This is a genomic window from Streptomyces sp. NPDC054757 (assembly GCF_053612185.1).
Window position 1 is genome coordinate 39,726 of record NZ_JBSHBW010000009.1, and the last position, 25,120, is coordinate 64,845.

General features: G+C 71.7%; 21 protein-coding genes. 11 read left to right on the top strand and 10 right to left on the bottom strand.

Annotated elements, in window-relative coordinates:
* Positions 1-64 precede the first annotated feature (64 nt).
* Positions 65-1,738, bottom strand: coding sequence for a phenylacetic acid degradation protein PaaN (gene paaN / locus ACWGKJ_RS13770; RefSeq protein WP_385019606.1), 1,674 nt, complete (start codon positions 1,736-1,738; stop codon positions 65-67).
* A 122-nt stretch (positions 1,739-1,860) separates the two neighbouring features.
* Between paaN and ACWGKJ_RS13775 the strand changes: the two genes are divergently transcribed.
* Both ACWGKJ_RS13775 and ACWGKJ_RS13780 read left to right on the top strand, forming a co-directional pair.
* The gene (locus ACWGKJ_RS13775) at positions 1,861-3,393 is read left to right on the top strand and encodes a 3-hydroxyacyl-CoA dehydrogenase (RefSeq protein ID WP_385019604.1); all 1,533 of its coding nucleotides are present in this window, start codon (positions 1,861-1,863) and stop codon (positions 3,391-3,393) included.
* Positions 3,393-3,992: a TetR/AcrR family transcriptional regulator gene (locus tag ACWGKJ_RS13780; RefSeq protein ID WP_385019602.1), complete on the top strand. Its 600-nt coding sequence runs from the start codon at positions 3,393-3,395 to the stop codon at positions 3,990-3,992. Before ACWGKJ_RS13775 ends, ACWGKJ_RS13780 begins: the two co-directional genes overlap by 1 nt.
* A gap of 30 nt (positions 3,993-4,022) precedes the next feature.
* Here ACWGKJ_RS13780 and ACWGKJ_RS13785 read toward each other — a convergent pair whose 3' ends face one another.
* Positions 4,023-4,541 carry an Lrp/AsnC family transcriptional regulator gene (locus ACWGKJ_RS13785; protein WP_385019600.1) on the bottom strand — a complete coding sequence of 173 codons (519 nt, stop codon included), beginning with the start codon at positions 4,539-4,541 and terminating at the stop codon, positions 4,023-4,025.
* Between the two features lie 171 nt (positions 4,542-4,712).
* Between ACWGKJ_RS13785 and pdhA the strand changes: the two genes are divergently transcribed.
* From pdhA to ACWGKJ_RS13820, 7 genes are all read left to right on the top strand, one after another.
* Entirely contained in the window at positions 4,713-5,831 is a 1,119-nt protein-coding gene (pdhA, locus tag ACWGKJ_RS13790; RefSeq protein WP_385019598.1) for a pyruvate dehydrogenase (acetyl-transferring) E1 component subunit alpha, read from the top strand.
* Entirely contained in the window at positions 5,828-6,832 is a 1,005-nt protein-coding gene (locus ACWGKJ_RS13795) for an alpha-ketoacid dehydrogenase subunit beta (protein ID WP_385019596.1), read from the top strand. Before pdhA ends, ACWGKJ_RS13795 begins: the two co-directional genes overlap by 4 nt.
* A complete protein-coding gene (locus ACWGKJ_RS13800) occupies positions 6,832-8,340 on the top strand; it encodes a dihydrolipoamide acetyltransferase family protein (RefSeq protein WP_385019594.1) in 1,509 nt (502 codons plus the stop codon). The genes ACWGKJ_RS13795 and ACWGKJ_RS13800 overlap by 1 nt, the downstream gene beginning before the upstream one ends.
* A gap of 501 nt (positions 8,341-8,841) precedes the next feature.
* Entirely contained in the window at positions 8,842-9,702 is an 861-nt protein-coding gene (locus ACWGKJ_RS13805; RefSeq protein WP_385019592.1) for an NTP transferase domain-containing protein, read from the top strand.
* Positions 9,699-11,204, top strand: coding sequence for a molybdopterin molybdotransferase MoeA (locus tag ACWGKJ_RS13810; RefSeq protein ID WP_385019590.1), 1,506 nt, complete (start codon positions 9,699-9,701; stop codon positions 11,202-11,204). The genes ACWGKJ_RS13805 and ACWGKJ_RS13810 overlap by 4 nt, the downstream gene beginning before the upstream one ends.
* A complete protein-coding gene (locus ACWGKJ_RS13815; RefSeq protein ID WP_385019587.1) occupies positions 11,201-12,280 on the top strand; it encodes a potassium channel family protein in 1,080 nt (359 codons plus the stop codon). The genes ACWGKJ_RS13810 and ACWGKJ_RS13815 overlap by 4 nt, the downstream gene beginning before the upstream one ends.
* Before the next feature lie 10 nt (positions 12,281-12,290).
* Positions 12,291-13,268, top strand: a complete 978-nt coding sequence (locus ACWGKJ_RS13820) for an NAD(P)H-quinone oxidoreductase (protein ID WP_385019585.1) — start codon at positions 12,291-12,293, stop codon at positions 13,266-13,268.
* 95 nt (positions 13,269-13,363) lie between these two features.
* Here the strand turns inward: ACWGKJ_RS13820 and ACWGKJ_RS13825 are convergent, their stop codons facing one another.
* A complete protein-coding gene (locus ACWGKJ_RS13825) occupies positions 13,364-13,798 on the bottom strand; it encodes a VOC family protein (RefSeq protein WP_385019583.1) in 435 nt (144 codons plus the stop codon).
* A 502-nt stretch (positions 13,799-14,300) separates the two neighbouring features.
* On the opposite strand from ACWGKJ_RS13825, the gene ACWGKJ_RS13830 reads away from it, so the two are divergent.
* Both ACWGKJ_RS13830 and ACWGKJ_RS13835 read left to right on the top strand, forming a co-directional pair.
* Positions 14,301-14,531, top strand: a complete 231-nt coding sequence (locus tag ACWGKJ_RS13830) for a hypothetical protein (protein ID WP_385019581.1) — start codon at positions 14,301-14,303, stop codon at positions 14,529-14,531.
* Between the two features lie 7 nt (positions 14,532-14,538).
* Complete coding sequence (locus tag ACWGKJ_RS13835) at positions 14,539-15,687, top strand: helix-turn-helix domain-containing protein (RefSeq protein WP_385019579.1); 1,149 nt, start codon at positions 14,539-14,541, stop codon at positions 15,685-15,687.
* A gap of 67 nt (positions 15,688-15,754) precedes the next feature.
* On the opposite strand, the gene ACWGKJ_RS13840 is transcribed toward ACWGKJ_RS13835, so the two are convergent.
* From ACWGKJ_RS13840 to ACWGKJ_RS13870, 7 genes are all read right to left on the bottom strand, one after another.
* On the bottom strand, positions 15,755-16,516 hold the full coding sequence (locus ACWGKJ_RS13840) for a dienelactone hydrolase family protein (protein WP_385019577.1): 762 nt from the start codon (positions 16,514-16,516) through the stop codon (positions 15,755-15,757).
* Between the two features lie 419 nt (positions 16,517-16,935).
* The gene (locus ACWGKJ_RS13845) at positions 16,936-17,496 is read right to left on the bottom strand and encodes a bacterial proteasome activator family protein (protein ID WP_385019649.1); all 561 of its coding nucleotides are present in this window, start codon (positions 17,494-17,496) and stop codon (positions 16,936-16,938) included.
* Between the two features lie 76 nt (positions 17,497-17,572).
* Entirely contained in the window at positions 17,573-20,449 is a 2,877-nt protein-coding gene (locus ACWGKJ_RS13850; protein WP_385019575.1) for an FtsX-like permease family protein, read from the bottom strand.
* The gene (locus tag ACWGKJ_RS13855; RefSeq protein WP_385019573.1) at positions 20,446-21,186 is read right to left on the bottom strand and encodes an ABC transporter ATP-binding protein; all 741 of its coding nucleotides are present in this window, start codon (positions 21,184-21,186) and stop codon (positions 20,446-20,448) included. The genes ACWGKJ_RS13850 and ACWGKJ_RS13855 overlap by 4 nt, the downstream gene beginning before the upstream one ends.
* Positions 21,187-21,549: 363 nt before the next feature.
* The gene (locus ACWGKJ_RS13860) at positions 21,550-22,155 is read right to left on the bottom strand and encodes a PadR family transcriptional regulator (RefSeq protein WP_385019571.1); all 606 of its coding nucleotides are present in this window, start codon (positions 22,153-22,155) and stop codon (positions 21,550-21,552) included.
* A 73-nt stretch (positions 22,156-22,228) separates the two neighbouring features.
* Positions 22,229-23,125, bottom strand: coding sequence for a hypothetical protein (locus ACWGKJ_RS13865; RefSeq protein WP_385019569.1), 897 nt, complete (start codon positions 23,123-23,125; stop codon positions 22,229-22,231).
* Positions 23,126-23,406: 281 nt separating this feature from the next.
* Complete coding sequence (locus ACWGKJ_RS13870; protein WP_385019567.1) at positions 23,407-25,092, bottom strand: protein kinase domain-containing protein; 1,686 nt, start codon at positions 25,090-25,092, stop codon at positions 23,407-23,409.
* Between the last annotated feature and the right edge of the window lie 28 nt (positions 25,093-25,120).

Below are 25,120 nucleotides of genomic sequence, written 5' to 3' on the forward strand. Positions count from 1 at the left end.
CGGGCCGGCCTGCGGCAGACCTGGCCCGCCCTGCATCGGACCCCCCGGCCCTGCGCCCCCGCCTTCACGCTTGGCGGCGGACCTCCACCGTCCGGAACCTGTTGGCCACGAACGCGCCATCGCACAGCGCTGCGTTCGCCGCCGGATTTCCGCCCGAGCCGTGGAAGTCCGAGAAAGCCGCGGTCTGGTTGACGTAGACCCCGCCCGTCAGATTCAGCGAAAGCTGGGCGCACTCCTCCAGGCAGACCTCCTCCACAGCCCGCTCCACCTCGGTCGATGTGGTGTACGCGCCCACCGTCATCGCTCCCTTGTCGCGGACCGTGCGACGGAGCAGGTCAAGGGCCGACCTGGTCGAGTCGACGGCTACCGCGAAGGAGACAGGGCCGAAGCACTCGGAGAGATAGGCCGCGTCGGCATCCTCCGTGTCCCAGTGCTTCCGCGCGCCGTCCATCTTGACGATCGCCGGTGTACGGACCACGGCCCCCGGGAAGTCCGGATGGGTGATCTCCCGTGACGCGAGAGCCACTTCACCCAGATCCGCGGCCGCTTCGAGGCGGTCCCGTACATCGGGGTTGACCAGCGCCCCCAGCAGCGCGTTCGCCCGGGTGTCGTCGCCGAGGAGTCCCGCGACCGCGGCCGAGAGGTCGGCGACCACCTCGTCGTAGCTCTTGGGTCCCGCGTCCGTGGTGATGCCTTCGGCCGGGATCAGCAGGTTCTGCGGGGTGGTGCACATCTGGCCGCTGTACAGCGAGAGCGAGAACGCCAGGTTGGCGAGCATGCCCTTGTAGTCGTCCGTGGAGTCGACGACGACCGTGTTCACCCCGGCCTTCTCCGTGTAGACCTGCGCCTGGCCGGCGTTGGCCTCCAGCCAGTCGCCGAAGGCGGTCGAACCGGTGTAGTCGATGATCCTGATCTCCGGACGGACCGCGAGTGCCTTGGCGATCCCCTCGCCGGGCCGTTCGGCGGCGAGCGCCACCAGATTCGCGTCGAACCCGGCCTCGGAGAGGACCTCACGGGCCACCTGGACAGTGAGGGCGAGCGGCAGCACCGCGCGTGGGTGCGGCTTCACCAGAACCGGGTTCCCGGTGGCCAGCGAGGCGAACAGGCCCGGATAGCCGTTCCAGGTGGGGAAGGTGTTGCAGCCGATCAGCAGGGAAATGCCCCGGCCCACCGAGGTGAAGGACTTCCGCAGCTCCAGTGGATCGCGCTTGCCCTGCGGCTTGGACCAGTCGGCCGACAACGGCGTCCTGACCTGCTCCGCATAGGCGTAGGCCACGGCCTCAAGGCCGCGGTCCTGGGCGTGCGGGCCGCCCGCCTGGAAGGCCATCATGAACGCCTGGCCGCTGGTGTGCATGACCGCGTGGGCGAACTCCGGCGTACGGGCGCTGATCCGCGCCAGGATCTCCAGACAGACCAGGGCCCTGGTCTCGGGACCGGCCGCGCGCCACGCCGCCGTGCCCGTGCTCATCGCGGGCAGCAGCACATCCAGATCGGGGTGGGGATAGGTGATGCCCAACTCGACTCCGTACGGCGATACTTCGCCGCCCGTCCAGTCGTCGGTTCCTGGCTGGCCCGGATCGATGCGCTGCCCGAGCAGCGCGTCGAAGGCGGCATTGCCGTCACCGCTGTACGCCTTGGGGTGCTCGGGGTGCGGCGTCCAGTACGCACGCGTACGGATCGCTTCGAGGGCCTGGTCGAGCGTGGGCCGATGGGTCTTGGACAGCTCGGTCAGCTGCATCGCGGAACAACTCCTCGTCGAGCTGCGCAGGACAGGTGGACAGAGTTAGAGTAACCGAACGATCGGTCGGGACAAGGGGGTCCGCTCAGACTGTGGATAACTCCGTACGGGAAGATCGCCCCATGACCGCCACCGCACACCTGCCCGCCCTGGCGCCGGGCCGTACCGTCGCCGTCGTCGGCACCGGCACCATGGGCCAGGGCATAGCCCAGGTCGCCCTGGTCGCCGGACATCCGGTGCGCCTCCACGACGCGCTGCCCGGCCGCGCGGAGAAGGCCGCCGAAGCCATCACCGCCCGGCTGGACCGGTTGGTCGCGAAAGGCCGCATGGACGCGGCGCAGCGGGACGCCGCCCGGGACCGGCTGCTGCCCGCCGCCGATCCGGCCGAGCTCGCCGACGCCGGGCTCGTGATCGAGGCGATCCTCGAACAACTCCCCGCCAAACAGGAACTCTTCACCACTCTTGAGGACATCGTCAGCGAGGACTGCCTGCTCGCGACCAACACCTCGTCCCTCTCCGTGACCGCCATCGCGAGCGCGCTCAGCCACCCGGGCCGTTTCGTCGGGATGCACTTCTTCAACCCGGCGCCGCTGCTCCCCCTCGTCGAGATCGTCAGCGGCTTCGCGACCGAAGAACAGAGCGCCCGGCTCGCGGCCGCGACGGCGAAGGCCTGGGGCAAGACCCCCGTACGCTGCACCGACACCCCCGGCTTCATCGTCAACCGCATCGCACGCCCCTTCTACGCCGAGGCCTTCGCGGTCCACGAGGAGCGGGGCGCCGATCCCGCCACCATCGACGCGGTGCTCAGGGAGTCGGGCGGTTTCCGGATGGGCCCCTTCGAGCTGACGGACCTGATCGGCCAGGACGTCAACGAAGCGGTCACCCGCTCGGTCTGGGACGCGTTCTTCCAGGACCCCAAGTTCCGTCCCTCACTGGCTCAGCAGCGGCTCGTCGAGTCCGGGCGGCTGGGCCGGAAGAGCGGCCACGGCTGGTACGGGTACGAGGAGGGCGCGGTCAGGCCCGAGCCGCACACCGCCCCGGCCACCGAGGCCCCGTCCGGAATCACGGTGGAGGGCGACCTCGGGCCCGCGGCCGAGCTGGTCGCGATGGCCCGCGAGGCGGGGATCGCGGTGCGTGAGGACGAGGAGGACGGGGGGAGCAGGATCGTGCTGCCCAGCGGGGGCCAGCTGGTGCTGGCGGACGGGCAGACCTCCGCCGAGTTCCGCGACGTCGTCTACTTCGACCTGGCGCTCGACTACCGGTCCGCCACCCGTATCGCGCTGTCGGCGTCCGAGGTCACCGGCTGGGAGACGCTGCGCCAGTCGATCGGTCTCTTCCAGAGCCTCGGCAAGAAGGTCAGTGTCATCGGGGACGTCCCCGGCATGATCGTGGCCCGGACGGTCGCGATGCTGGTGGACCTCGCGGCGGACGCCCTGGCCAGGGGCGTCGCGTCCGCAGAGGACATCGACACGGCGATGCGGCTCGGCGTGAACTATCCGCTGGGGCCGGTCGAATGGGGGCGCAGGCTCGGCCGTGCCTGGGCGCACGAGCTGCTCGACGAACTCCACGCGCGCGTGCCCAGTGGCCGCTATGCGCCGTCGCTCGCGCTGTACCGGCAGTCGTACGTCCATCCGGAGAAGGGCGGGACGATCTGATGGCTACCCCCAAGCGGGACACGTACACACCGGAGACCCTGCTGACGGTCGCGGTGCGGGTCTTCAACGAGCGCGGCTACGACGGCACGTCCATGGAGCATCTCTCGCAGGCCGCGGGCATCTCCAAGTCCTCGATCTACCACCATGTCGCGGGCAAGGAAGAGCTGTTGCGGCGCGCGGTCAGCCGCGCCATCGACGGGCTCTTCGGTGTCCTGGACGAGCCGGGGGCGGCGCGGGGGCGCGCGATCCAGCAGGTCGAGTACGTCACGCGCCGTACGGTCGATGTGCTGATGGCGGAACTCCCCTATGTGACGCTGCTGCTGCGGGTGCGCGGCAATACCAGGACCGAGCGCTGGGCGATGGAGCGGCGCCGGGAGTTCGACCAGCGGGTGGCCGAGCTGCTGAAGGCGGCGGTTTCCGACGGGGATCTCCGCTCCGACGTGGACATACGGCTGGCGACCCGGCTGCTCTTCGGGATGATCAACTCGTTGGTCGAGTGGGTCCGCCCGGCGCCGGGCGCGGGCCCCGACGCGGACCAGCTGGCCGAGACCGTCGTACAGCTGGCGTTCGAGGGGCTGCGTACCGCTCCTCCGCGCTGACCTGGGCGGTCGTGCCCTGCGGGCCCGGGATCACTCGTCCCGGTGACTGTCCAGGTCCGTCGGCTTGGCCGGGTCCAGGTCCGTCTCCTCGAAGACCAGCAGGGTCCGGGTCGAGAGCACCTCGGGGATGGCCTGGATCTTCGTCAGGACGAGTTCCCGCAGCGCCCTGTTGTCCGCGCTGTGTACCAGCAGGAGCACATCGAAATCGCCGCTGACCAAGGCGATATGAGCCGTGCCCGGCAGCTCGGTGAGCTGCTGGCGGACCGTGCGCCAGGAGTTCTGGACGATCTTGAGGGTGATGTAGGCGGACGACCCCTGGCCGGCGCGCTCATGGTCGACCCGGGCGCTGAACCCGCGGATCACGCCGTCCTCGATCAGCCGGTTGATCCGGGCGTACGCGTTGGCGCGCGACACATGGACGCGGTCCGAGACGGACCGTATCGACGCGCGGCCGTCCTGCTGGAGGATCCGCAGGATGTCGCGGTCGATGGCGTCCAGCGGGCGTGCGGGAGGACGCCCGCCCTCGTCGGCCATTTGTTCAGCTGCCACCTGCCCCCGCCTCTCCGTCATGGACGACCTGCTTCTATCCCAGGCTGTGGAGAACCGTTTGTCCACAGGCTGAGGGGGTCAGTAGCCAAAATGCGCTTTCGACCGAACAATCGGTAGGTGAGGCGCATCACTGGCGATGCGCCCTCCCGCTCCCACGAGGAGGTGTCTGGCATGACGGTCCAAGAGCTGCCCGGTGCTGCTGCCTACCCGGCATGGAAGCTCCGCACCGACCCCGCTCCGCTGCTCCCGGACCCGGAGCCGTACCGGGTGCTCGGTACGGAGTCCGCTGCCGGGCTCGACAGGGAGCTGCTGCTCCGGCTGTACGACGCACTGGTGCACGGCCGGCGGTTCAACACGCAGGCGACGGCCCTCACCAAGCAGGGCAGGCTCGCCGTCTACCCGTCGTCCACCGGCCAGGAGGCCTCCGAAGTGGCCGCGGCGCTGGTCCTGGAGGAGCGGGACTGGCTCTTCCCCAGCTACCGCGACACCCTCGCGGCCGTGGCGCGCGGACTGGACCCGGTCGAGGCGCTGACGCTCCTGCGGGGCGACTGGCACACCGGGTACGACCCACGGGAGCGCCGTATCGCCCCGCTGTCCACCCCCCTCGCCACCCAGCTCCCGCACGCGGTCGGCCTGGCCCACGCCGCCCGTCTGGCCGGGGACGACGTGGTGGCGCTCGCGATGGTCGGGGACGGCGGGACCAGCGAGGGCGACTTCCACGAAGCGCTGAACTTCTCCGCCGTGTGGCGCGCCCCTGTCGTCTTCCTCGTGCAGAACAACGGCTTCGCCATCTCCGTGCCCCTCGCCAAGCAGACCGCCGCCCCCTCGCTGGCCCACAAAGCAGTGGGATACGGAATGCCGGGCCGGCTGGTCGACGGGAACGACGCGGCGGCCATGCACCAGGTGCTCTCCGACGCCGTCCGGCGGGCGCGCTCCGGCGGTGGCCCGACCCTGGTCGAAGCGGTGACCTACCGGATGGACGCGCACACGAACGCCGACGACGCCACGCGCTACCGGGCGGACGCCGAAGTGGAGTCCTGGCGGGCGCACGACCCGGTCCGGCTCCTGGAGCGGGAGCTGACCGGGCGGGGGCTGCTCGACGAGGAGCGCAAGGAGGCGGCCGCCGAGGCCGCCGAGGCGATGGCGGCGGAGCTGCGCGGGCGGATGAACGCCGATCCGCCGCTCGACCCCATGGACCTCTTCGCCGGGATCTATGACACGCCGACGCCGCAGCTGCGTGAGCAGTCGGAGCAACTGCGCGCCGAGCTGGAAGCGGAGGCCGGGCGGTGAGCACAGTCGCGGTGAAGCCGGCCACGATGGCGCAGGCCCTCCAGAGGGCGATGCGCGACGCGATGGCCGAGGACCCCACCGTGCATGTCATGGGGGAGGACGTCGGGACGCTCGGCGGGGTGTTCCGGGTCACGGACGGCCTCGCGAAGGAGTTCGGCGAGGACCGCTGTACGGATACGCCGCTCGCCGAGGCCGGGATCCTCGGGGCAGCGGTCGGTATGGCGATGTACGGGCTGCGTCCGGTGGTGGAGATGCAGTTCGACGCCTTCGCCTATCCGGCGTTCGAACAGCTCGTCAGCCATGTGTCGCGGATGCGGAATCGCACCAGGGGTGCGCTGCCGATGCCGATCGTGGTGCGGGTGCCGTACGGCGGCGGGATCGGCGGGGTCGAGCACCACAGCGACTCATCCGAGGCGTACTACATGGCGACTCCGGGGCTCCATGTCGTCACACCGGCCACGGTCCCCGACGCGTACGGGCTGCTCCGTGCCGCCATCGCCTCCGACGACCCGGTCATCTTCCTGGAGCCGAAGCGGCTCTACTGGTCGAAGGCCGAGTGGTCGCCGGACGCGCCTGCCGCCGTGGAGCCGATAGGCCGGGCCGTGGTACGGCGCGCGGGCAGCAGCGCCACTCTCCTGACGTACGGGCCCTCGGTGCCGGTCTGTCTGGAGGCGGCGGAGGCGGCCCGTGCGGAGGGCTGGGACCTGGAGGTCGTGGACCTCCGCTCGCTGGTGCCGTTCGACGATGCGACGGTATGCGCTTCGGTACGGCGGACGGGCCGGGCGGTCGTGGTCCATGAGTCGGCCGGATTCGGCGGGCCCGGCGGGGAGATCGCCGCCCGGGTGGCGGAGCGCTGCTTCCACCATCTGGAGGCGCCGGTGCTGCGGGTCGCCGGGTTCGACATCCCGTATCCGCCGCCCATGCTGGAACGTCACCATCTGCCCGGGGTGGACCGGGTGCTGGACGCGGTCGCACGACTGCAGTGGGAGGCGGAGAGCTGATGTCCACTGTTTCCGGAGCTTCTGACGCATCCGATGTGAACTGCCTGGAGTTCAGGCTGCCCGACCTCGGGGAAGGGCTGACCGAGGCCGAGATCGTGCGGTGGCTGGTGGAGGTCGGCGATGTCGTCGCCGTCGACCAGCCGGTCGTCGAGGTCGAGACGGCCAAGGCGATGGTGGAGGTGCCCTGCCCGTACGCGGGCATGGTGACGTCCCGGTTCGGCGAGGAGGGCACCGAACTGCCGGTCGGCTCACCTCTGCTGACGGTGACGGTCGGCCCGGAGGTGGGCACCGCGACCGGAGGCGCCGCGGGCGGTGCTGACGGTGGTGGCGCTGATGGTTCTTCGGGAGCTTCGGGAGCTTCGGGAGCTTCGGGGGCAGCGGGAGCAGCGGGGGTTTCGGGTGCCTCGGGATCTGCTGACGATTCGTCGGGGAACGTGCTCGTGGGGTACGGGACACGCGGCGCGGTGACCACGCGGCGGCGGCGTGTGCAGATGGCCACCGGCACCCGGCCGGACTCTGTCCCGCACTCCGCGCTCCGGGCCGGTCCGGTACCGGTGATCTCTCCGCTGGTGCGTCGGCTGGCGCGCGAACACGGTGTGGAGCTGAGGGAGTTGTCGGGCAGCGGGCCCGATGGTCTGATCCTGCGCTCCGATGTGGAGCAGGCGATACGTACATCGGCGGTGGACGGCACCGAACGGGCGGTGACCGGGACGGCGCCGGCAGGGGCTGGGGCTGAGACTGAGGTGGCTGAGGCGTCTGGCGCGGCTGCGGCTTCGAGCACGCCTGCGGCTACTCCTGCTGCCGCGCTTGCGGGGGAGCGGGTTCCGCTGCGGGGGGTGCGTGGTGCCGTCGCGGAGAAGCTCGCGCGGAGCCGTCGCGAGATACCCGATGCGACGTGCTGGGTCGACGCGGACGCCACCGAGCTGATGGCCGCGCGGGCCGCCATGAATGCGGCGGCCGGTCCGGCGGTCCCGAAGATCTCGGTACTGGCACTGCTGGCCCGGGTCTGTACGGCGGCTCTGGCACGCTTCCCCGAGCTGAACTCGACGGTGGACACCGAGGCACGGGAGATCGTGCGCCTTCCCTCGGTCCACCTGGGATTCGCCGCGCAGACGGAACGCGGCCTTGTGGTGCCGGTGGTACGTGGGGCCGATGGGCGCACCACGGAGTCGCTGAACGAGGAGTTCCTACGGCTGACGGAGGCGGCCAGAGACGGAAGGCTGACCCCGGCGGAGCTGACGGGAGGCACGTTCACGCTGAACAACTACGGGGTGTTCGGGGTCGACGGTTCGACGCCGATCATCAACCACCCCGAGGCGGCGATGCTGGGCGTCGGCAGGATCGTGCCCAAGCCCTGGGTGCACGAGGGGCAACTCGCTGTACGGCAGGTGGTGCAGCTCTCCCTCACCTTCGACCACCGGGTCTGTGACGGCGGGACGGCAGGCGGCTTTCTCCGCTATGTGGCGGACTGTGTCGAGCAGCCGGCGGTACTGCTGCGGGGGGTTTAGGGCCTTTCATCCGGGCCGGGTCGGGTCATCAGGCCGGGCTTGCGGGGGCGGGGTCCGGCGCGAGGCGTGTGCTGCCTGGGTCCAGGCCGCTGCCTGGGGCCGGGTGGCTGGCGGGACCGGGTGGGCGCCGGCACGGGTGGGTAGCACTGAGTGGCTGGCGGGACCGGCTGGGTGGAAGGGGCGGACCGTGCGGGGTGGACCGTACGGGGTGGCTGGCGGTACCGGGCAGGCGGCACCGGGTGCGTGCCGCCGGGTGCCTGGCGCACCCGGTTGAGTAGCGCCGGGTGGCTGGGGCTGGTGGCACCGGGCGGCCGGCGGGACCGGCTGGGTGGGCACGGAGTGGACCGTACGGGGCGGCCGGCGGGACCGGGTGGGCGGCACCGGGCGGCTGGCGGGACCGGCTGGGCGGCACCAGGCGGTTGGCGGCACCGGCTGGAGGATGACGGGGGTGAAGGGTGACGCGGGATTCCGTGGAGCCCGGCGGCGGCCCATACTCGCGGGATGACCTTGTATGACGCCGTGGTGCTCGCCGGAGGGGCCGCCAAGCGGCTCGGTGGTGCCGACAAGCCCGGCCTCACCGTGGGCGGGCTGACACTGCTCGACCGGGTGCTCGGGGCCTGCCGAGGGGCCGGGACCATTGTGGTCGTCGGGGGGCGACGGGAGACCGCGCGGCCTGTGGTCTGGGCCCGGGAGGAGCCGCCCGGTGGCGGCCCGCTGGCGGCGCTCGGAGCCGGGGTGCGCGCAGTGTCGGCCCCCAGCGTGCTCGTACTCTCCGCCGACCTGCCCTTTCTGGGTGCGGACACCGTGCCGGGCCTGCTCGGCGCCCTGGCTGCGGGCCCGCACGACGGGGCGCTGCTCACCGATCCGGGCGGCCGTGACCAGCCCCTCGTCGCGGCGTACCGTACCGACGCCCTGCGCCGTGGACTCGCGTTGCTCACCGCCGAGCACGGTTCGCTCGCCGGGCTGCCGCTGCGGCGGCTCACCTCCGGGCTGGAGCTCGCCCGGATCGCCGCGGGCCCCCTGGCCTCGTTCGACTGCGACACCTGGGAGGACGTGGCATCGGCACGTGCCCGTATCAGGGAGCATGGGTATGTGCTTGATGAATGGATCACCGCAGTCAAAGCCGAGCTGGGCATCGAGCTCGATGTCGACACCGGCGTCCTCCTCGACCTGGCTCGCGATGCCGCACACGGCGTCGCCCGGCCGGCCGCGCCGCTGACCACCTTCCTTGTCGGCTATGCCGCGGCGAAGGCGGAACAGGACGGGCCGGAGGCCGTTGCCACGGCCGCACGCAGGGCCGCCGCGCTCGCCAACCGGTGGGCCGACGAAGCCGGAGCGGCCAAGGGGACCGACGCCGGATGACGGATGAGCAGGACCGCGACCTGGAAGAAGCGCTCGCGCTCGTCAGCAAAGAGCCACCAGCCGCCCCGCAGCCCACCGCATCGTCACACCACCGTGCGGCCGGCCGGCAGCCCGCCGCATCCGGGAGCCACCCCGCCGACCGCGCGAACGGCCCTGCCGCATCCGGGGAGCGCGCCGCGCCCGGCACCGCATCCGGAGCCCACGGACAAGCCGCATCCTGGGCCCATGGTGGAGAAGCCGCATTTCGGGCCCGCGGTGAAGGTGTCGACGCCCCGCCCGCCCGGGGGTCGTCCCCCGGGCCGGAGAAGCACCGTGCCGCGCCCTGGGCCGATGCCCGTCTCCGTGCGGCGCGGGCGGGGCGTGCGGTGGCGGCGTCCGCGCGGCAGGCGCCGCTGGACCAGGCGCTGGGCCTGACCCTGGCCGGACCGCTGACCGCCCTCACCGATCTGCCGTCCTTCGACACCTCGGCCATGGACGGCTGGGCCGTCTCCGGCCCGGGGCCCTGGCGGATCAGCGGAGGGGAGGGTGCCCTCGCCGGCCGGGCCGAGCCCGGCCCGCTCGCCGACGGCGACGCCGTACGGATCGCCACCGGTGCCCGGATCCCGCGTGACGCGACCGCCGTCGTCCGTTCCGAACATGCCCGGGCCGACGACCGCGCCGGACAGCTGTACGCGCAGCGCAATGTGGTCACCGGGCAGGACATCCGGCCCCGTGGCCAGGAGTGCCGGACCGGTGACCAACTGCTGCCGACCGGGGGCCTGGTGACCCCTGCCGTGCTCGGTCTGGCAGCTGCGGCCGGTTACGACGAGCTGCCGGTCCTCCCCCGGCCCCGGGTGGAAGTGCTGGTGCTCGGCGATGAGTTGCTGGCCGACGGTCTTCCGCATGACGGGCTGATCCGGGATGCGTTGGGGCCGATGATCGGGCCCTGGCTGCGGACGCTCGGCGCCGAGGTCCTGGCCACCCGGCATCTCGGCGACGACGCCGAGGCCCTCCGGCGGGCCGTCGCCGGCTCCCCGGCCGATGTCGTCGTCACCACCGGGGGCACCGCGGCCGGGCCGGTCGATCATGTCCACCCGATCCTCCACCAGTTGGGCGCCGAGCTGCTGGTCGACAGCGTCGCCGTGCGCCCCGGCCACCCGATGCTGCTCGCCCGGCTGGCCGATGGCCGCCACCTCGTCGGGCTCCCCGGGAACCCGCTGGCCGCCGTATCGGGGCTGTTGACACTTGCAGATCCGCTGATGCGGGCCCTCGCGGGCCGCGCTGTCGTGGAGGCTTATGCCATGCCTGTAAGCGAAGAGGTGCACGGTCACCCGTACGACACCCGACTCGTGCCTGTGGTGCACCGGACATATGAGGTGGTTCCGCTGCATTTCCATGGGCCGGCGATGCTTCGCGGTGTCGCCGCCGCCGACGGACTCGCCGTCGTACCGTCCGGCGGTGCGCGGGCCGGACAGCTGCTGGAGATCCTCGATCTGCCGTGGGCTGAGGAGTGTTTCACGTGAAACTGCCCGGTCATGATGCCCTCGACCGGCAGGTGGGGGAAAAATTGGTGACCCGCCGGGTGAAACTACCCCGGCGGGTGGTCGAGCGACCGCTCCGGCAGGTCGGCAGGCGAGTCCTGATCGCGCTGCTGGTGCTGGTGGTGACGGCCCTCATCGTCTGGCTGGACCGCGGTGGCTATCACGACAACGCCGACAGCACGGTCGACCTGCTCGACTCCTTCTACTACGCCACGGTCACCCTCTCCACCACGGGGTACGGCGACATCGTCCCGTACAGCGACGGTGCGCGGCTCACCAACATCCTGGTTGTCACGCCGCTGCGCGTGCTGTTCCTGATCATCCTGGTCGGCACCACTCTCGAAGTGCTCACCGAGCGCACCCGGGAGGAGTGGCGGCTGAACCGCTGGAGGCTCCGCTTGCGTGACCACACCGTCGTCGTCGGATTCGGTACGAAGGGCCGCTCCGCGATGCAGACGCTGTGTGCGACCGGTCTGAAGCGCGAGCAGATCGTCGTCGTCGACCCCAACAGCAAGGTCATCGAGGCCGCCAACGCGGAGGGTTTCGCGGGCGTCATCGGGGATGCGACCCGCAGTGACGTACTGCTCCGCGCCGAGCTGCAGCGTGCCCGGCAGATCGTCATCGCCACCCAGCGCGACGACACCGCCGTACTGGTCACGCTGACCGCGCGGCAGCTCAACCGGGGGGCGAAGATCGTCGCCGCGGTGCGCGAGGAGGAGAACGCTCCGCTGCTGCGCCAGTCCGGCGCAGACGCGGTGATCACGAGCGCCAGTGCGGCGGGACGGCTGCTCGGTCTCTCCGTGCTCAGCCCGAGCGCGGGGACCGTGATGGAGGATCTGATCCAGCAGGGCAGCGGGCTCGATCTGGTCGAGCGGCCGGTCATAAAGGCCGAGGTCGGCCGGAGCGTCCGGGACGTGAACGATCTGGTCGTCACCGTGAAGCGCGGGCACCGGCTGCTCGGGTACGACGACCCCGACGCCAGCCCGCTCCAGCTCACCGACCGGGTGATCGCGATTGTCCGGGTTTCCTCCAAGGCGACGGGCGCCGGCGCGGAGTAGCCTCGCGATCATGCATGCGATCACGATCCCCGAGTCCGGCGGTCCCGAGGCGCTTGTCTGGGCCGAAGTGCCCGACCCCGTCCCCGGCGAGGGCGAAGTCCTCGTCGAGGTCGTGGCGTCCGCCGTCAACCGTGCCGACGTCCTGCAACGCCAGGGCTTCTACAACCCGCCTCCCGGGGCCTCGCCCTATCCCGGCCTGGAATGCTCCGGGCGGATCACGGCGCTGGGGCCCGGGGTGTCCGGGTGGGCCGTCGGCGACGAGGTGTGTGCGCTGCTGGGCGGCGGGGGGTACGCGGAGAAGGTCGCCGTACCCGTCGGACAGCTGCTGCCGGTACCGGAAGGGATCGATCTCGTCACCGCGGCGGGGCTGCCGGAAGTCACCTGCACCGTCTGGTCGAACGTCTTCATGGTCGCCCATCTGCGCCCCGGCGAGATGCTGCTGGTGCACGGCGGTTCCAGTGGGATCGGCACGATGGCGATCCAGCTGGGCAAGGCGGTGGGAGCGCGGGTGGCCGTCACCGCGGGAAGCCACGAGAAGCTGGCCCGCTGTGCGGAGCTGGGCGCCGACGTACTGATCAACTACCGCGAGCAGGACTTCGTCGAGGAGATCCGGAAGGCGACCGGCGGGGCCGGGGCAGACGTCATCCTCGACATCGTCGGTGCGAAGTACCTGGACCGGAATGTGGAGGCGCTGGCGACCAGCGGGCGTCTTGCGGTGATCGGTATGCAGGGCGGCGCGAAGGGCGAGCTGAACCTCGCGGCGCTGCTGGGGAAGCGGGGCGCCATCACGGCCACATCGCTGCGTGCGCGGCCGCTGGGCGAGAAGGCGGCGATCGTCGCCGCGGTCCGTGAGCATGTCTGGCCGCTGGTCTCCGGCGGCCGGGTACGGCCCGTGGTGGACCAGGAACTCCCCATGGCCCTCGCTGCCGAAGGACACCGGGTGCTGGACTCCGGGGTGCATGTGGGGAAGGTCCTTCTCCGCGCCTGAGGCCGTCCCGGGACTTGGGGTCCGGGACCCGGGACCCGGGCCCCGGACCCAAGTCCCGGGGAGGCGGGAAGCCACCTCCCCGGGGCGGAGCATGTTCAGTCGATGCAGAACTCGTTGCCCTCGATGTCCAGCATCGGGATGCACGACTCGTTCTCCTCGTCGGCGTACAGCGTCTGCACATGGATCGCACCGAGCGCGACCAGTCGTGCGCACTCGGCTTCGAGCGTGGCGAGGCGCTCGTCCCCGACGAGCCCGGTGCCGGCCCGGACGTCGAGATGCACCCGGTTCTTGACGGTCTTGCCTTCGGGGATGCGCTGGAAGTACAGGCGCGGGCCGGCACCTGAGGGATCACTGCAGGCCGACCATGATCCCCGCTTCTCAGGAGTCAGGGTGCGGTTGAAATCGTCCCAGGTGGTGAACCCCTCCGGTGGCGGCGGCATGACGTACCCCAGCACCTCACACCAGAAGCGGGCGAGACGCTCAGGCTCCGCGCAGTCAAAGGTGACTTGGAACTTCCTGATCGCTGGCATCGGCGCACCGTACCGCGTACCAGGGGGGCGAAGCAGCCGGATTGTGACGCTGCTGAGTGGTGGCGCACCTGGTGAAGGGTGCGCCACCTTCTCGGGCGCCGCGCTGGAACGCGGTGATGCCCAGTCCCTGTTTCATGGTGCAGCCACGACGCCAGGGGGCCTCGGCAGCAGAGCTGGAGGCGGCGTTGTAAGGACGATGGCACCGGGTGCCCCGCTTCGGCAATGGCAGCTGGACGAAACTGAATGAAATTAATGGGTCTGTTTCCCTGATCTGCGTCTTCTGGCTGGCAGTGGTGCCGTCCCGCCTCTCAGGCGGTGGTGAATTCCTGGACGCCCAGGTATCAATGCCCCCTTCCCGGAGGCCGCACATGGTGGTGGCCGAACCACCGGTGAGAGGATCCAGGCGGCTGGAGGGCCGACCTGGAAGTCGCCTCCGGCTGTTCACGGTGCAGCCAATCACCGCGCTCCGAAAGGGGCGTGACATGACGACAGGTGGTAACGCATGCGTTCACTCTCTTCTTCTCCGGCCCCCGGCAGGGGCCCTTCCGCGGGGGCTCTGACGACGACGGAGACGGTCGTCGTGGTTGTCGTCCTCGTCGTGGCCACGGTGCTCGCGGCCACCGGGAAACCGATGCCCGGCGCCCTGGAGTTCATCACCGGTGCTCTGTACGTCTCCTGCCGGTACGTCAGGGCCGTACGCGCGGCGGCCCGGCTCCCGCACCCGGTGATCTGACAGCCGCATGGGACGGCGTGAGAACGCCGTTGCCGCATCGACCCGGCAGTCCGAAGCGCTCGCGCTGTGGCTACGTGCCCAGCGCGAGCGCCGAGGCGTCACCTACGCGGCAATGGCCAAGCTGACCGGTCACCAGTTCAGTGCTTCGATGCTGTCGCGCGGCGCCAGCGGCCGCACGGTCCCGTCCCGCCGGCTGGTGCTCGTCTATGTGAGAGCGTGCGAGGCCGATGTCGGGCAGGCGCTGTGGCTGTGGAAGGCCGCGCGCAGTGCCGAACAGCGGGGCTCGGCCCACTCGCCGGCCTTTCAGAACGCAGGGACTGCCGGGAACACCGGGAACACCCGGAACACCGGGGCCGCCGAGAACACCGGGACCGCCGGGACCGCCGAGAACACCGCCCTGGCATCGTCGGTGCGCTCCATGCTGAACTCCGTAGCGACGCGGCCCGACGTGGTCGACAGCTTCGCCACGTTACGGCGCGTCATGGTCGAGATGCGCGTCAGGGAAGGCCAGCCGTCTCTGGCGGAGCTGCAGAGGGCGGCGGGCAAGACTGCTGACGGGAAGCGCCACCGTCTGCCCAAGAGCAGTCTGAGCGTCATTCTGAGGGGCGAGGCCGTTCCCTCACGCGCCCACCTCACGGCGTTCATGGAGGCGCTGAACGTCGAGCCGGCCGGTGTCCGGCGCTGGCAGCAGGTATGGGACTGCCTGCGAGCGGCGCAGAGCCCGCCCGTGAACTTCACGATCCGGTTCCTCGACGCCCCACCGGACGGACAGCCAGATGGCGCCCCTGCTCCGGTGGCCGACGTCGGGACTGCGGACCGGGCCTTCGTGAGAGAGCAGGTCGTCGGCACCACCTCAGGCGTACGAGGGGGACCCCGGGCCGCCCACCGCCCGGTTGGCCGCACACGCGCCGGCCTGCCCATCAGGACGCCGCGCCGCTACAACCGCGCTGCCCCCCGGCAACCGTACGAGCCCGTTTTCAGCACCCGGACCAGGCCCATCCCTCCCCGCATCCCCGTGATCGTCCCTCTCCGCCCGGCTGAACCGGCAGCTCCAGCCGGGCGCATCGCTCGCACGGTGAAGCGATGGTTCCCGCGGAAGCCGCGAGCGGTCCACGTACCAGGCGATGACCACCGCCCGTCCTGGCCGGACTACTGACGGGTCGGCGGGGGAGGCCGCGAGAGCCGCCCGCGCCGTCGCGTCGCCGGGGCACGGACGAGAGTCGTCAGCCGTGCAGGGTCCGGCCGAACAGGTCCAGCAGAGCGGTCCAGTGACGCTCCGTCGCCTCGGAGTCGAAATCGGAGGTGTCGGACTGGGTGTAACCGTGGCCCGCGCCCTGGTACACCTCGCAGCGGTGGGTGACACCGGCTTCGGTGAGTGTCTTCTCCAGGAGCTCCTGCTGCTCGGGCGGCATCGACGCGTCCTGATCGGCGTGGCCGAAGTACACCTCCGCCGTCATGGTGGCGGCCGCGAGGTGGGGGCTGTCGGGCTGGTCGGTGGCGAGACGGCCGCCGTGGAAACCACCGAGCGCGGCCACCCGGTCCGGGTAGGAGCCCGCGGTGTACAGGGCGAGCCGGGCGCCCATGCAGTAGCCGGTGATGCCGACCGGCCCGTCGGTGGCCTGGGGGCAGTCGGCGAGCCAGCCGAGATAGGCGTGCGCGTCGGAGACCACCAGGTCCGGTGTCAGGCCCTGCATCAGCGGCATCACTCCGGCGATCAGCGGGCCACGGTTGTCGTGGTCGATGTGCTCGGGCAGCGGGACCACCGGGGCGGGGCCCTGGCGGTAGAAAACATTGGGCACCAGGACCGCGTATCCCTCAGCGGCCAGCCGGTCGGCCATCGCGTTGAGCGCCGGGCGCGGCCCGAACGCGTCCTGGTAGAGCAGCACAGCGGGGTGACGCCCGTCGTCATCGGGGTGGACGAAATACGCGTCCGCCGTGCCGTCCTGGGTCGGAATTTCGACAGTACTGCTGCGTACGGCCTGCATGTCCGCGTCCCGTCTTCGTGGGGGTTGGCTTTCGCGCTCCACCCTCTCACCAAGCGGAAGGGGGTGTTCGGCCACCCGCCGAAACCGTCAGGCGTGGGTGCGGCGCGAGCCGCGGCAGCCACCGGCACACGGCGGAGGCCCGGCATCCCGCAGCGAGCAGGATGCCGGGCCTCCGGGCCCGCCGCCCGCCGCCGAGTTCGGGCACGGGAAGGAGCGACGGGCAGGAACGTAGAGGTACGGGCGGGAACCCAGACGTACAGGCCGGAACGTGGAGGTACGGGCCTGACCTCAGACGTACGGGCAGGAAGTCCGTGGTGGCCTGACCTCAGACGTACGGGCAGGAAGTCCGTGGTGGCCTGACCTCAGACGTACGGGCAGGAAGTCCGTGGTGGCCTGACCCCAGACGTACGGCCCTGAACTCACAGGTACGGCCCCGAGCGGATCGCCCCGTGGCCGCCTTCCACGTCCTCGTCCTCGGGGCCGGCCACGCCGGGCGGAAGCGCCCGCCGCATCTGCTCCAGCTGGGCCCGCGCCGCCATCTGCTGGGCGAACAGCGCCGTCTGGATGCCGTGGAACAGACCCTCCAGCCAGCCCACCAGCTGCGCCTGCGCGATGCGCAGTTCCGCCTCCGACGGGATGGCCTCGTTGGTGAAGGGCAGCGAGAGGCGCTCCAGCTCCTCCACCAGCTCGGGGGCCAGGCCGTCCTCCAGCTCCTTCACGGACGAGGCGTGGATGTCCTTGAGCCGGACCCGGCTCGCCTCGTCGAGAGGGGCCGCCCTGACTTCCTCCAGGAGCTGTTTGATCATGCTGCCGATGCGCATGACCTTGGCGGGCTGTTCCACCATTTCCGTCACTGGGACCTCGCGCGACTCGTCGTCACCGCCGGCCCCGCCGCCGAGCGCCATCCCGTCCTGTCCCACGATGAGGACCTTGGGGTGCTCCTCCGGCTGTTCCGACCGTTCACTCCTCGGCATCTCCATGCCGACATTGTCTCGCACACGTACTCCATGAGGGGTTCTGCCCCCGTTCCGGGTTGATCCACCGTGCGGCGCCGCATCAGCCGGCCCGCCGGGCCAGCACCAGCCGGGACCGGGTGAGGCCCGCGGCCAGCAGACCGGCCAGGACCGGTACGGCCACCACGAGGATGCCGATGGTCTCCCACGGCAGCTCGATCGGGGTGTACGCGGAGTCCATCGGGTGCGCCCGCATCTGGTCCAGCGCCCTCTTGAGGTCCGTGAGCCGCACCGCGACGGCCGGTATCACGCCCGCCGCGGTACCGAGCAGCACCCCCGCCCCCGCGACCACCGCGCACTGGAAGCCGCTGAGCGTGCGCCGTACGCCGGGCGGGGCGCCGATGGCGCTCAGGGTCGTCAGATCGGCCTCCGCGTCGGCCTTCGCCAGGCCCGTGGTGATGGCCGCGGCGCCCAGCGTCACGACACCGGAGAACAGCGCCAGGATCAGCAGGGTGGTGTCGTTGTTCTCCGGCTTCTCGTTCTGGGAGAGGAAGGCGACGTTGCCGGCCTGGGACATCTCGTCGCTGAAACGCTGCTTCTCGGCATCGGTCGGCGGGCGTGCGACCCGGTAGACGGAGACGTCCGGGCCGGTGTGCAGGCCGAGGCGGTCGGCGGCGGCCTGCGGCATGACCAGGCGGATCCCGGGGGTGGCCGCGAACCGGTCGGCCGCCCGGTAGACCGCGAGGCGGCTGACGGTCGTCCTGGCCTTCCCGGGGTGCCGTGCGCGGTTCGCCTTGTCCTCGGGGAGGTAGCGGTGGACGGCCTTCAGGGTGACCTTTCCGTCGGACCCGGCGTACGCGTTGTTGAGGAGTACGGGGGTGCCGGCTGCCAGCGCCCTGGTGGCGGCCGGGTCGGTCAGCCCGGCGTAGAGGCGCAGCGTCGCGCTGTCGCCGACGACGATCTCCGCGTCGTTGTCGAAGGCGGTGTCCGCGTACTCGGCGTCCTTGCACTTCGGTGAGTTCACCAGCTGCTTGTGCTCGGCCGCGGAGAGCCTGGCCGCCAGCTCCTTGCCCCCGGCTGCCTGCAACGGACAGATGTTGGCCTTGGGCTTCGGCATGGTGAGCGTGCCACAGGCAGCGGTGTCCGCGTCCGGGAACGCGGCGCAGTCGCTGCCCGCCCATATGCGGCTGATGGTGGCGGGGGCGCCCTGCACCGGCAGGTCGCGCCGGGCGAGGCCGCGGGCCAGTTCCAGTGCCTTCGCCGGGTTGGCGTGCTCCCGGTAGATGTCGGCGTTGAGCGTGATGACACCGGGCGGCAGGGAGTGGTGGGCGTTGTACGCCTGCTCGGCCTGGGAGCTCGCGCTGTACGTCGCGATGGCCACGGTGCCCGCGACCGCGGCCATCACCGCGGCGACGGCCGGGGCGGTACGGCCCCGGTTGCGGGCCGCGTCGCGCAGGGCGAGCCGTGGGGCGAGCGGGAAGAAGCGGCCCAGCCGGCCGAGCGATCCCACGATCACCGGAGTGCAGGCGAGCACGCCGAGTTCCGCCACGACCGAGCCCGCGGCGGCCGCCATCGCGTGCCCCTTGAGTCCGCCCAGGACCGCCACGGCGCCACCGGCCAGGATGGCGACGACGCCGAGCACCGGCAGCACCCGTGAAGAGCGGCGCACCCCGCGCCGGCCCGTCAGCGACTCGACGACCGGCTGCCGGCCCGCCACGATGGCCGGAGCCAGCGCTGCCAGTACCCCGGTGACCAGGCCGATCGCCGCGATGGCCAGCAGTTCCCAGGGCCGGATGTCGATGCTGCCGAAGCGCTTGCCCGCCCACCCCTCGATCAGGGGACGCAGGGCGATCGTCAGGACGAGACCGGCGGCGGTACCGGCCACGGCGCCCCCGGCGCCCAGCACCGCTCCCCCGGCGAGCACGATGGAGCGGATGTGCCGCCGGTCGCCGCCGCAGGTGCCGACCAGGCCGAGCTGGCGCCGTGAGCGGCGCGCGCCGACCGCGAAGGCGGGGCCTGCCAGCAGCACGATCTCCAGCATCGCCATGGCGACGACGGTCGCCAGCGCCGCGGTCAGCTCCAGTTCGTGCCCCGATCCGCCGACACTGAGCTGGGCGGCGGCCGGGACCTCGGAGTCCGGTGGCGGGTCGAGCACGACGCGGCGGGACTCGACCAGCACGCCGTGCTTGTTGGCCGCCAGGACGTCCTGCCAGCTCACCCCGGATGCCCCGGCGGCCTTGACGAGCAGGGCGGGGTCCCCGGGGTCGGGAGGTGTGACGCCGTGGTCGGCCGCGGCGGCCCGCTGCCAGGGCTTGATGAGGGCACCCGGCCGCACGTACAGGAAGCTCTCCTTCAGCCCGGAGGGTACTTCGACGGCGCCGGTGATCGTGAAGGTCTTGTCGAGGCCCCGGACCGTGGTGTGCGAACCGACGTGCAGTCCGGCCGACTTGAGGAAGGCGTCGGTGGCGACCAGGTCGCTGTCCGCCTTCGGGTACGTACCGCGCAGCAGGCTGACCATGCCGCGGACCATGGGGTCCGCGGTGTCCAGCTCGGTGATCTCGTCGGTCTTGATGCCGTAGCGGGTGGTGACGGTCGCCAGCACGTCCTGCTTGGTGATGGTGCGTGCGCCCCGGGGGAGCGCGGCGGTCAGGTCCGAAGGACCGCTGTGCGCGGTGGTGCGCGCGGCGGACGTACCGCCGGACTTGGTGTCGGCCGGCATGTACGAGTCGGCCTGCGGCAGTTGCTCGATCGGGCGGCCGTCGAGTCCCGGATCGCTGAACAGGGCGTCGGCCGCGCCCATCGTGGAGGTCAGCCTCTCCGACGGCGTCGAGACGGCACTGCGGTACGTGATGTCCGCCGCGGTGACGCCCAGCACCGGCAGCGCGATCATGGCGACGACCAGGGCGCTGCGGCCCTTGGCCCGCAGTGCGTCCCTGCGGGCGATTCGGAGGGCCGCGCGCCGGCCCTTGAAGACGCTCACCTGGTGCCCTCGGCCGTGAGCAGCGAATCGGCGTCCGCCCTGAGGGTCTGGTCGACGACCGAGCCGTCCCGCAGGAACACCACGCGGTCCGCCCAGGCCGCGTACCGGGGTTCATGGGTGACCATGACGCCCGCCGCGCCCGCGTCGCAGCGGGTGCGCAGCAGGGCCAGCACCGTCTCGCCGGTCTCGGAGTCCAGGGCGCCGGTCGGCTCGTCGGCGAGTACCAGCCGCCGGTCGCCGACGAGGGCGCGGGCGATGGCCACGCGCTGCTGCTGGCCGCCTGACATCTCGTCCGGGAAGCGGTCGGCGACCTCGGTGAGTTTCATCGCGTCGAGCGCCTCCCTGGCCTCCGCGCGGGCCTTGCGGACGGATATGCCGTCCAGTTCGCGCGGCAGGGCGATGTTCTCGGCCGCGGTGAGGGCCGGGATGAGGTTGTAGTCCTGGAAGACGTACCCGACGCTGCGGCGGCGGAGCGCGGCGAGCCGCTTGCGGCTGAGGGCGGTGATGTCCTGCCCCTCGATGATCACTTGGCCGGTGCTCGCGGTGTCCAGGCCGCCGGCCAGCGTGAGAAGGGTGGACTTGCCGGAGCCCGACGGGCCCATGACGGCGACGAGTTCACCCGCGCGGACGGTGAGGTTCACCCCGCGCAGGGCGTGCACCTCGGCGATGCCGCTGCCGTGGGTGCGGGTGAGTTCTCTGAGCTCCAGTACGGGTGGTGCGGTGGTCTGTGTGGACACGGGGTCCCCCCTTGGTGCGTGCGGTGGTCGGTCGGCGGGATGGGCGGTTGGGCGGCCGGGCGGTGGTCGGTCGGCGCCGGGTGGACGGTGGCGTGCGCTCTCGGACGGCGCCGGACGGGCGGTGGTGGCCGGGCCGGGTGACCGGATGGACCGTGGTGGCCGGCCACAGGGGCCGGGTGTCCGGCCGCATGGGCGTGGTGGCCGGCCGGATGGACGGTGGCCGGTCTGCCGGGTGGGCCGGGTGGCCGGTCCCGGACGGCCTGGCTGCGCCTGCCCGGCCGGGCGTCTCCGGTGCCCGAACAGCGCCCTGCGGATGCCCGAACGGGCCGTCATGGGCAGTTCGAACGGGCCGTCAGCAGCGGTTCAGCGGCCGGACTTTGAGCGGGGCCTCGCGCGGGGTCTGCGTGCTGCGGCCGGGGCGGGCTCCGTCTGTGCCGCGGCTGCCAGGCGAACCAGACGGGACTCGCAGTGGTCGAGCCAGCGGGCCTCCGCCTCCGCCTGGAAGATCAGCTGTTCCAGTACGAGCAGCCAGGCCACCTCGTCACGGTTGGCCGGGTCGTTCTCCAGGGCGCGGGCCTTCAGCCGGGTGTAGTCCTGCATCGCCTTGACCGTGTGGCCGCGCTGCAACTGGATGACCGCGCGGATGTCGACGCCGGGCGCCCCGACGGCCATCGCCAGCTTGATGGCCAGTTCGTCACGGGCCGGACTGGTGCGGTCGACGGGGGCCTCGTACCAGCTGTGGAGTTCCTCCCGGCCGGCGTCGGTGATGGCGTACAGCGTGTGGCCCGCGCCGTCCTCGGAGTCCTGCACCACCATGCCGTCGCGCTCAAGACGGGCGAGTGTCGTATAGACCTGCCCGACGTTGAGCGGCCAGGTGGAGCCGGTCCTGGACTCGAATTCGGTACGGAGCTGAGAGCCGTAGCGGGGGCCACGCTCCAGGAGGGCCAGTAGGCCGTGACGGATCGACATACTCAGTATGTATACCGAGTATGTCGTCAAAGGCAAACCCCGGCGGGCCTCCCGGTGAGCCGGACGCGGCCTCCTACGGCCGGCGCAGTCGCAGCCCCAGGAAGCCCAGACCGAGGCCGACCAGGGCGAGTCCGGCGCCCAGGGCCCCCACGTGCAGCGCGAGAGCGGAGGTGTCCGAAGCGGTCTGCTGGGTGGCGCGGTCGGCCGCCGCCTCCATGTTCTTGGCGGTGGGATCCGTGGGATCCGTGGTGTCCGTGTGGGCTGTCGGGGCGGTGCTGTCCGCCCGCGCCGTGTGCTCCCGTACCTGCCCGTTGTCGTCGTGGCCCCGCGTCATCGGGTGCCGGCCGGTCGGGCGGTGGACCGGTACGGAGAGGTGGCCGGCCCGTGCCGTGGCGCTCGGGTGGGCGGCGGGGTCCGGTCCGCCGGAAGGGGAGGGTGAGGCGCCCGGTTCCCTGCCGGGCCGTGGACGGCCCTGCCCGGCGGGGGCACCCGCCAGTGAGGGGTGTGCCGAGGGGTCCTTGGGGGCGCCCGCCGCGCCGCTGCCCGAAGTGATGGTGCCCGGGGTGGCGGTGCCGGGCACGGTGCCGGACGGTTCGGGTCCGCCCGTCCCGGGGGGCGTGCCCCAGGGGCCTCCGGGCCCCCTGCCGGTGCCCCCGCCCGCGCCCGGAGCGCTGCCCGCCTGGGCCCCCTTGCCCGGGGAGCCGTCGGTTTCGGTGGGCCCGGTCCCCGCCCCGTCCGCCGCACCCGCGATGCCGGCGGGGTCGGCGGCCGGGTCCCCGGTCGTGTTCCCCGCGATGACCCCCGCGTCGGCACCCGCCGCGGTTCCCGGTGGGGGTGCGAGCGCCGCACCGCTCACGGCGGCCCTGGGGGACGCGCTCTGGGTGACCACCGCGCCGGCTGCCGGTGGCGGCGCCGCCGAGTCCGTGGATACCGGGGACAGCATCACCGCAAGCGCCACCAGACCGATCACCGGGTGCCCCTTCTTTCCTGCCGGAGCGCCCGGCAGCAGAAAGCAAAAGAATGACGAATAGATCGTCACATCTCAGCACGATTCCGGCATCCCGGGCATAGCGAAAGGCCCGGCACACGCCGTACGTGTACCGGGCCTCTGGCCAGATGGGCCTACGCCTGAGAAAGCCTGCGAACAGGTCGGCCCGCACCCGAGGAGCCCGCACCCCCGAGGGGCCCGCACCCGAGGGGCCTTCGACCGAGGGGCCCGCACCCGAGGGCGCCGCCTCAGTTCGCGCCGCCTCAGTTCGCGTCGCCCGTCGAGACCCCGAGCGTGATGGTGAGGTCCTTGGGGCTGACGTTGGTGTGGGCCAGCGGGTACTGGTCCAGGACGACGTCCTGGCCCCACTGACCGCTGGCCTCCTTCTTCGTCGTGATGTGCCAGCCGGCCGCCTGGGCGCACGCCTTCACCGACAGGATGTCCTTGAAGGTGAAGTCGGGCAGCTCGATCTTGTCCGGGTCCGTGACACCCGCCGGCGGGTCGGAGCACTCCGTGGTCTCCATCGTCCGGTCCCGCTCGGGCCCCTTGTGCCCGGCCTTCACCGACGTACTGGAGTCCTTCTTGCCGTCAGCGGCGGCCTTGTCGTCCGAGCCGCCGTAGTGGACCGCCGCGATCACCCCGCCGACCGCCAGCAGCGCCACCACGACGGCGCCCACCAGCATCGGCGTCCGCCGCCCCCCGGAGCCGCCCGGCCCGGCGGGCGACGACGGGGCCGGAACACCGTACGGCGGCGGGGTCTGCATCCCGGCCCCCTGGACCCCGGACCCCTGCATCCCGGACCCCTGCACCCCGTACTGCTGCGCGCCGTACGGAGTGGCGGGCGACTGGTAGCCGTGCTGCGGCGGCGGGGTCTGGTATCCGCCCTGCTGGGGGTAGCCGTACGAGGACGCGGGGGACGGGGTCCCGTACGGTCCGGGCTGGTAGGGCGTCTGGACCTGGCCGCTCTGCGGCAGCGACGAGTCCACCGGCGGGAAGACCGCCGAGCCGACACCCGAGCCGCTGTTCGGCGCGGCGGCGCCTCCGACGACCATCGGGGCGGCGCCGGTGTGGCCCGACGTCATGACCCGTAGACACTCGTCCCGCATGGACTCCGCCGAGGGGAACCGCTCGTTCGGGTTCTTCTTCAGCGCGCGGGCGACCAGCGCGTCGACGGCCGGTGTGAGGGAGCGGTTGAGCGAGGAAGGAGCGACCGGCTCCTCCTGGACGTGTGCGTACGCGATCGCCAGCGGCGAGTCCGCGTCGAACGGCAGCCGTCCCGTCAGCAGCTGGAAGAGCATGATGCCGACCGAGTAGAGGTCGGAGCGCGCGTCGACGCCGCGGCCGAGCGCCTGCTCCGGCGAGAGGTACTGCGGGGTGCCGACGACCATGCCGGTCTGGGTCATCGACGTGACGCCCGACTGCATGGCGCGGGCGATGCCGAAGTCCATGACCTTCACGACGCCGCGCTTGGTCATCATCACGTTGCCCGGCTTGATGTCCCGGTGGACCAGGCCCATCTCATGGCTGGTGTCCAGCGCGGCCAGCACATCGGCGGTGATCTTCAGCGCCTTGTCGGCCGGCATCGCGCCGTACTGGGCGATGTCCGCCTGGAGTACGGAGCCGAGCGGCTGCCCCTCCACGTACTCCATGACGATGTACGGCATCAGCGCTTCGCCGAGGGTGTCCTCGCCGGTGTCGAAGACCGAGACGATGTTGGTGTGCGAGAGCTTGGCGACCGCCTGTGCCTCGCGCCGGAACCGCTCGCGGAACGACTGCTCGCGTCCCAGCTCCGTGTGGAGGGTCTTGATGGCGACCTGCCGGTCGAGCGCCTGGTCGTACGCCAGGTACACCGACGCCATACCGCCCTCGCCGAGCAGGTCACGGAGCTGATAGCGCCCTCCGGCGACCGAATCTCCCGCGTAGCGGCCCTGCGCGCCGTCCTGGCTCATGGCGTGGCTCCCCCTGTGGCGCACCGCT

What these genes read in the sequence shown, in the direction of transcription:
- paaN (WP_385019606.1), bottom strand. Translation starts at nt 1,738, where the DNA reads ATGCAGCTGACCGAGCTGTCCAAGACCCATCGGCCCACGCTCGACCAG.
- ACWGKJ_RS13775 (WP_385019604.1), top strand. Translation starts at nt 1,861, where the DNA reads ATGACCGCCACCGCACACCTGCCCGCCCTGGCGCCGGGCCGTACCGTC.
- ACWGKJ_RS13780 (WP_385019602.1), top strand. Translation starts at nt 3,393, where the DNA reads ATGGCTACCCCCAAGCGGGACACGTACACACCGGAGACCCTGCTGACG.
- pdhA (WP_385019598.1), top strand. Translation starts at nt 4,713, where the DNA reads ATGACGGTCCAAGAGCTGCCCGGTGCTGCTGCCTACCCGGCATGGAAG.
- ACWGKJ_RS13800 (WP_385019594.1), top strand. Translation starts at nt 6,832, where the DNA reads ATGTCCACTGTTTCCGGAGCTTCTGACGCATCCGATGTGAACTGCCTG.
- ACWGKJ_RS13805 (WP_385019592.1), top strand. Translation starts at nt 8,842, where the DNA reads ATGACCTTGTATGACGCCGTGGTGCTCGCCGGAGGGGCCGCCAAGCGG.
- ACWGKJ_RS13810 (WP_385019590.1), top strand. Translation starts at nt 9,699, where the DNA reads ATGACGGATGAGCAGGACCGCGACCTGGAAGAAGCGCTCGCGCTCGTC.
- ACWGKJ_RS13820 (WP_385019585.1), top strand. Translation starts at nt 12,291, where the DNA reads ATGCATGCGATCACGATCCCCGAGTCCGGCGGTCCCGAGGCGCTTGTC.
- ACWGKJ_RS13825 (WP_385019583.1), bottom strand. Translation starts at nt 13,798, where the DNA reads ATGCCAGCGATCAGGAAGTTCCAAGTCACCTTTGACTGCGCGGAGCCT.
- ACWGKJ_RS13830 (WP_385019581.1), top strand. Translation starts at nt 14,301, where the DNA reads ATGCGTTCACTCTCTTCTTCTCCGGCCCCCGGCAGGGGCCCTTCCGCG.
- ACWGKJ_RS13835 (WP_385019579.1), top strand. Translation starts at nt 14,539, where the DNA reads ATGGGACGGCGTGAGAACGCCGTTGCCGCATCGACCCGGCAGTCCGAA.
- ACWGKJ_RS13840 (WP_385019577.1), bottom strand. Translation starts at nt 16,516, where the DNA reads ATGCAGGCCGTACGCAGCAGTACTGTCGAAATTCCGACCCAGGACGGC.
- ACWGKJ_RS13845 (WP_385019649.1), bottom strand. Translation starts at nt 17,496, where the DNA reads ATGGAGATGCCGAGGAGTGAACGGTCGGAACAGCCGGAGGAGCACCCC.
- ACWGKJ_RS13860 (WP_385019571.1), bottom strand. Translation starts at nt 22,155, where the DNA reads ATGTCGATCCGTCACGGCCTACTGGCCCTCCTGGAGCGTGGCCCCCGC.
- ACWGKJ_RS13870 (WP_385019567.1), bottom strand. Translation starts at nt 25,092, where the DNA reads ATGAGCCAGGACGGCGCGCAGGGCCGCTACGCGGGAGATTCGGTCGCC.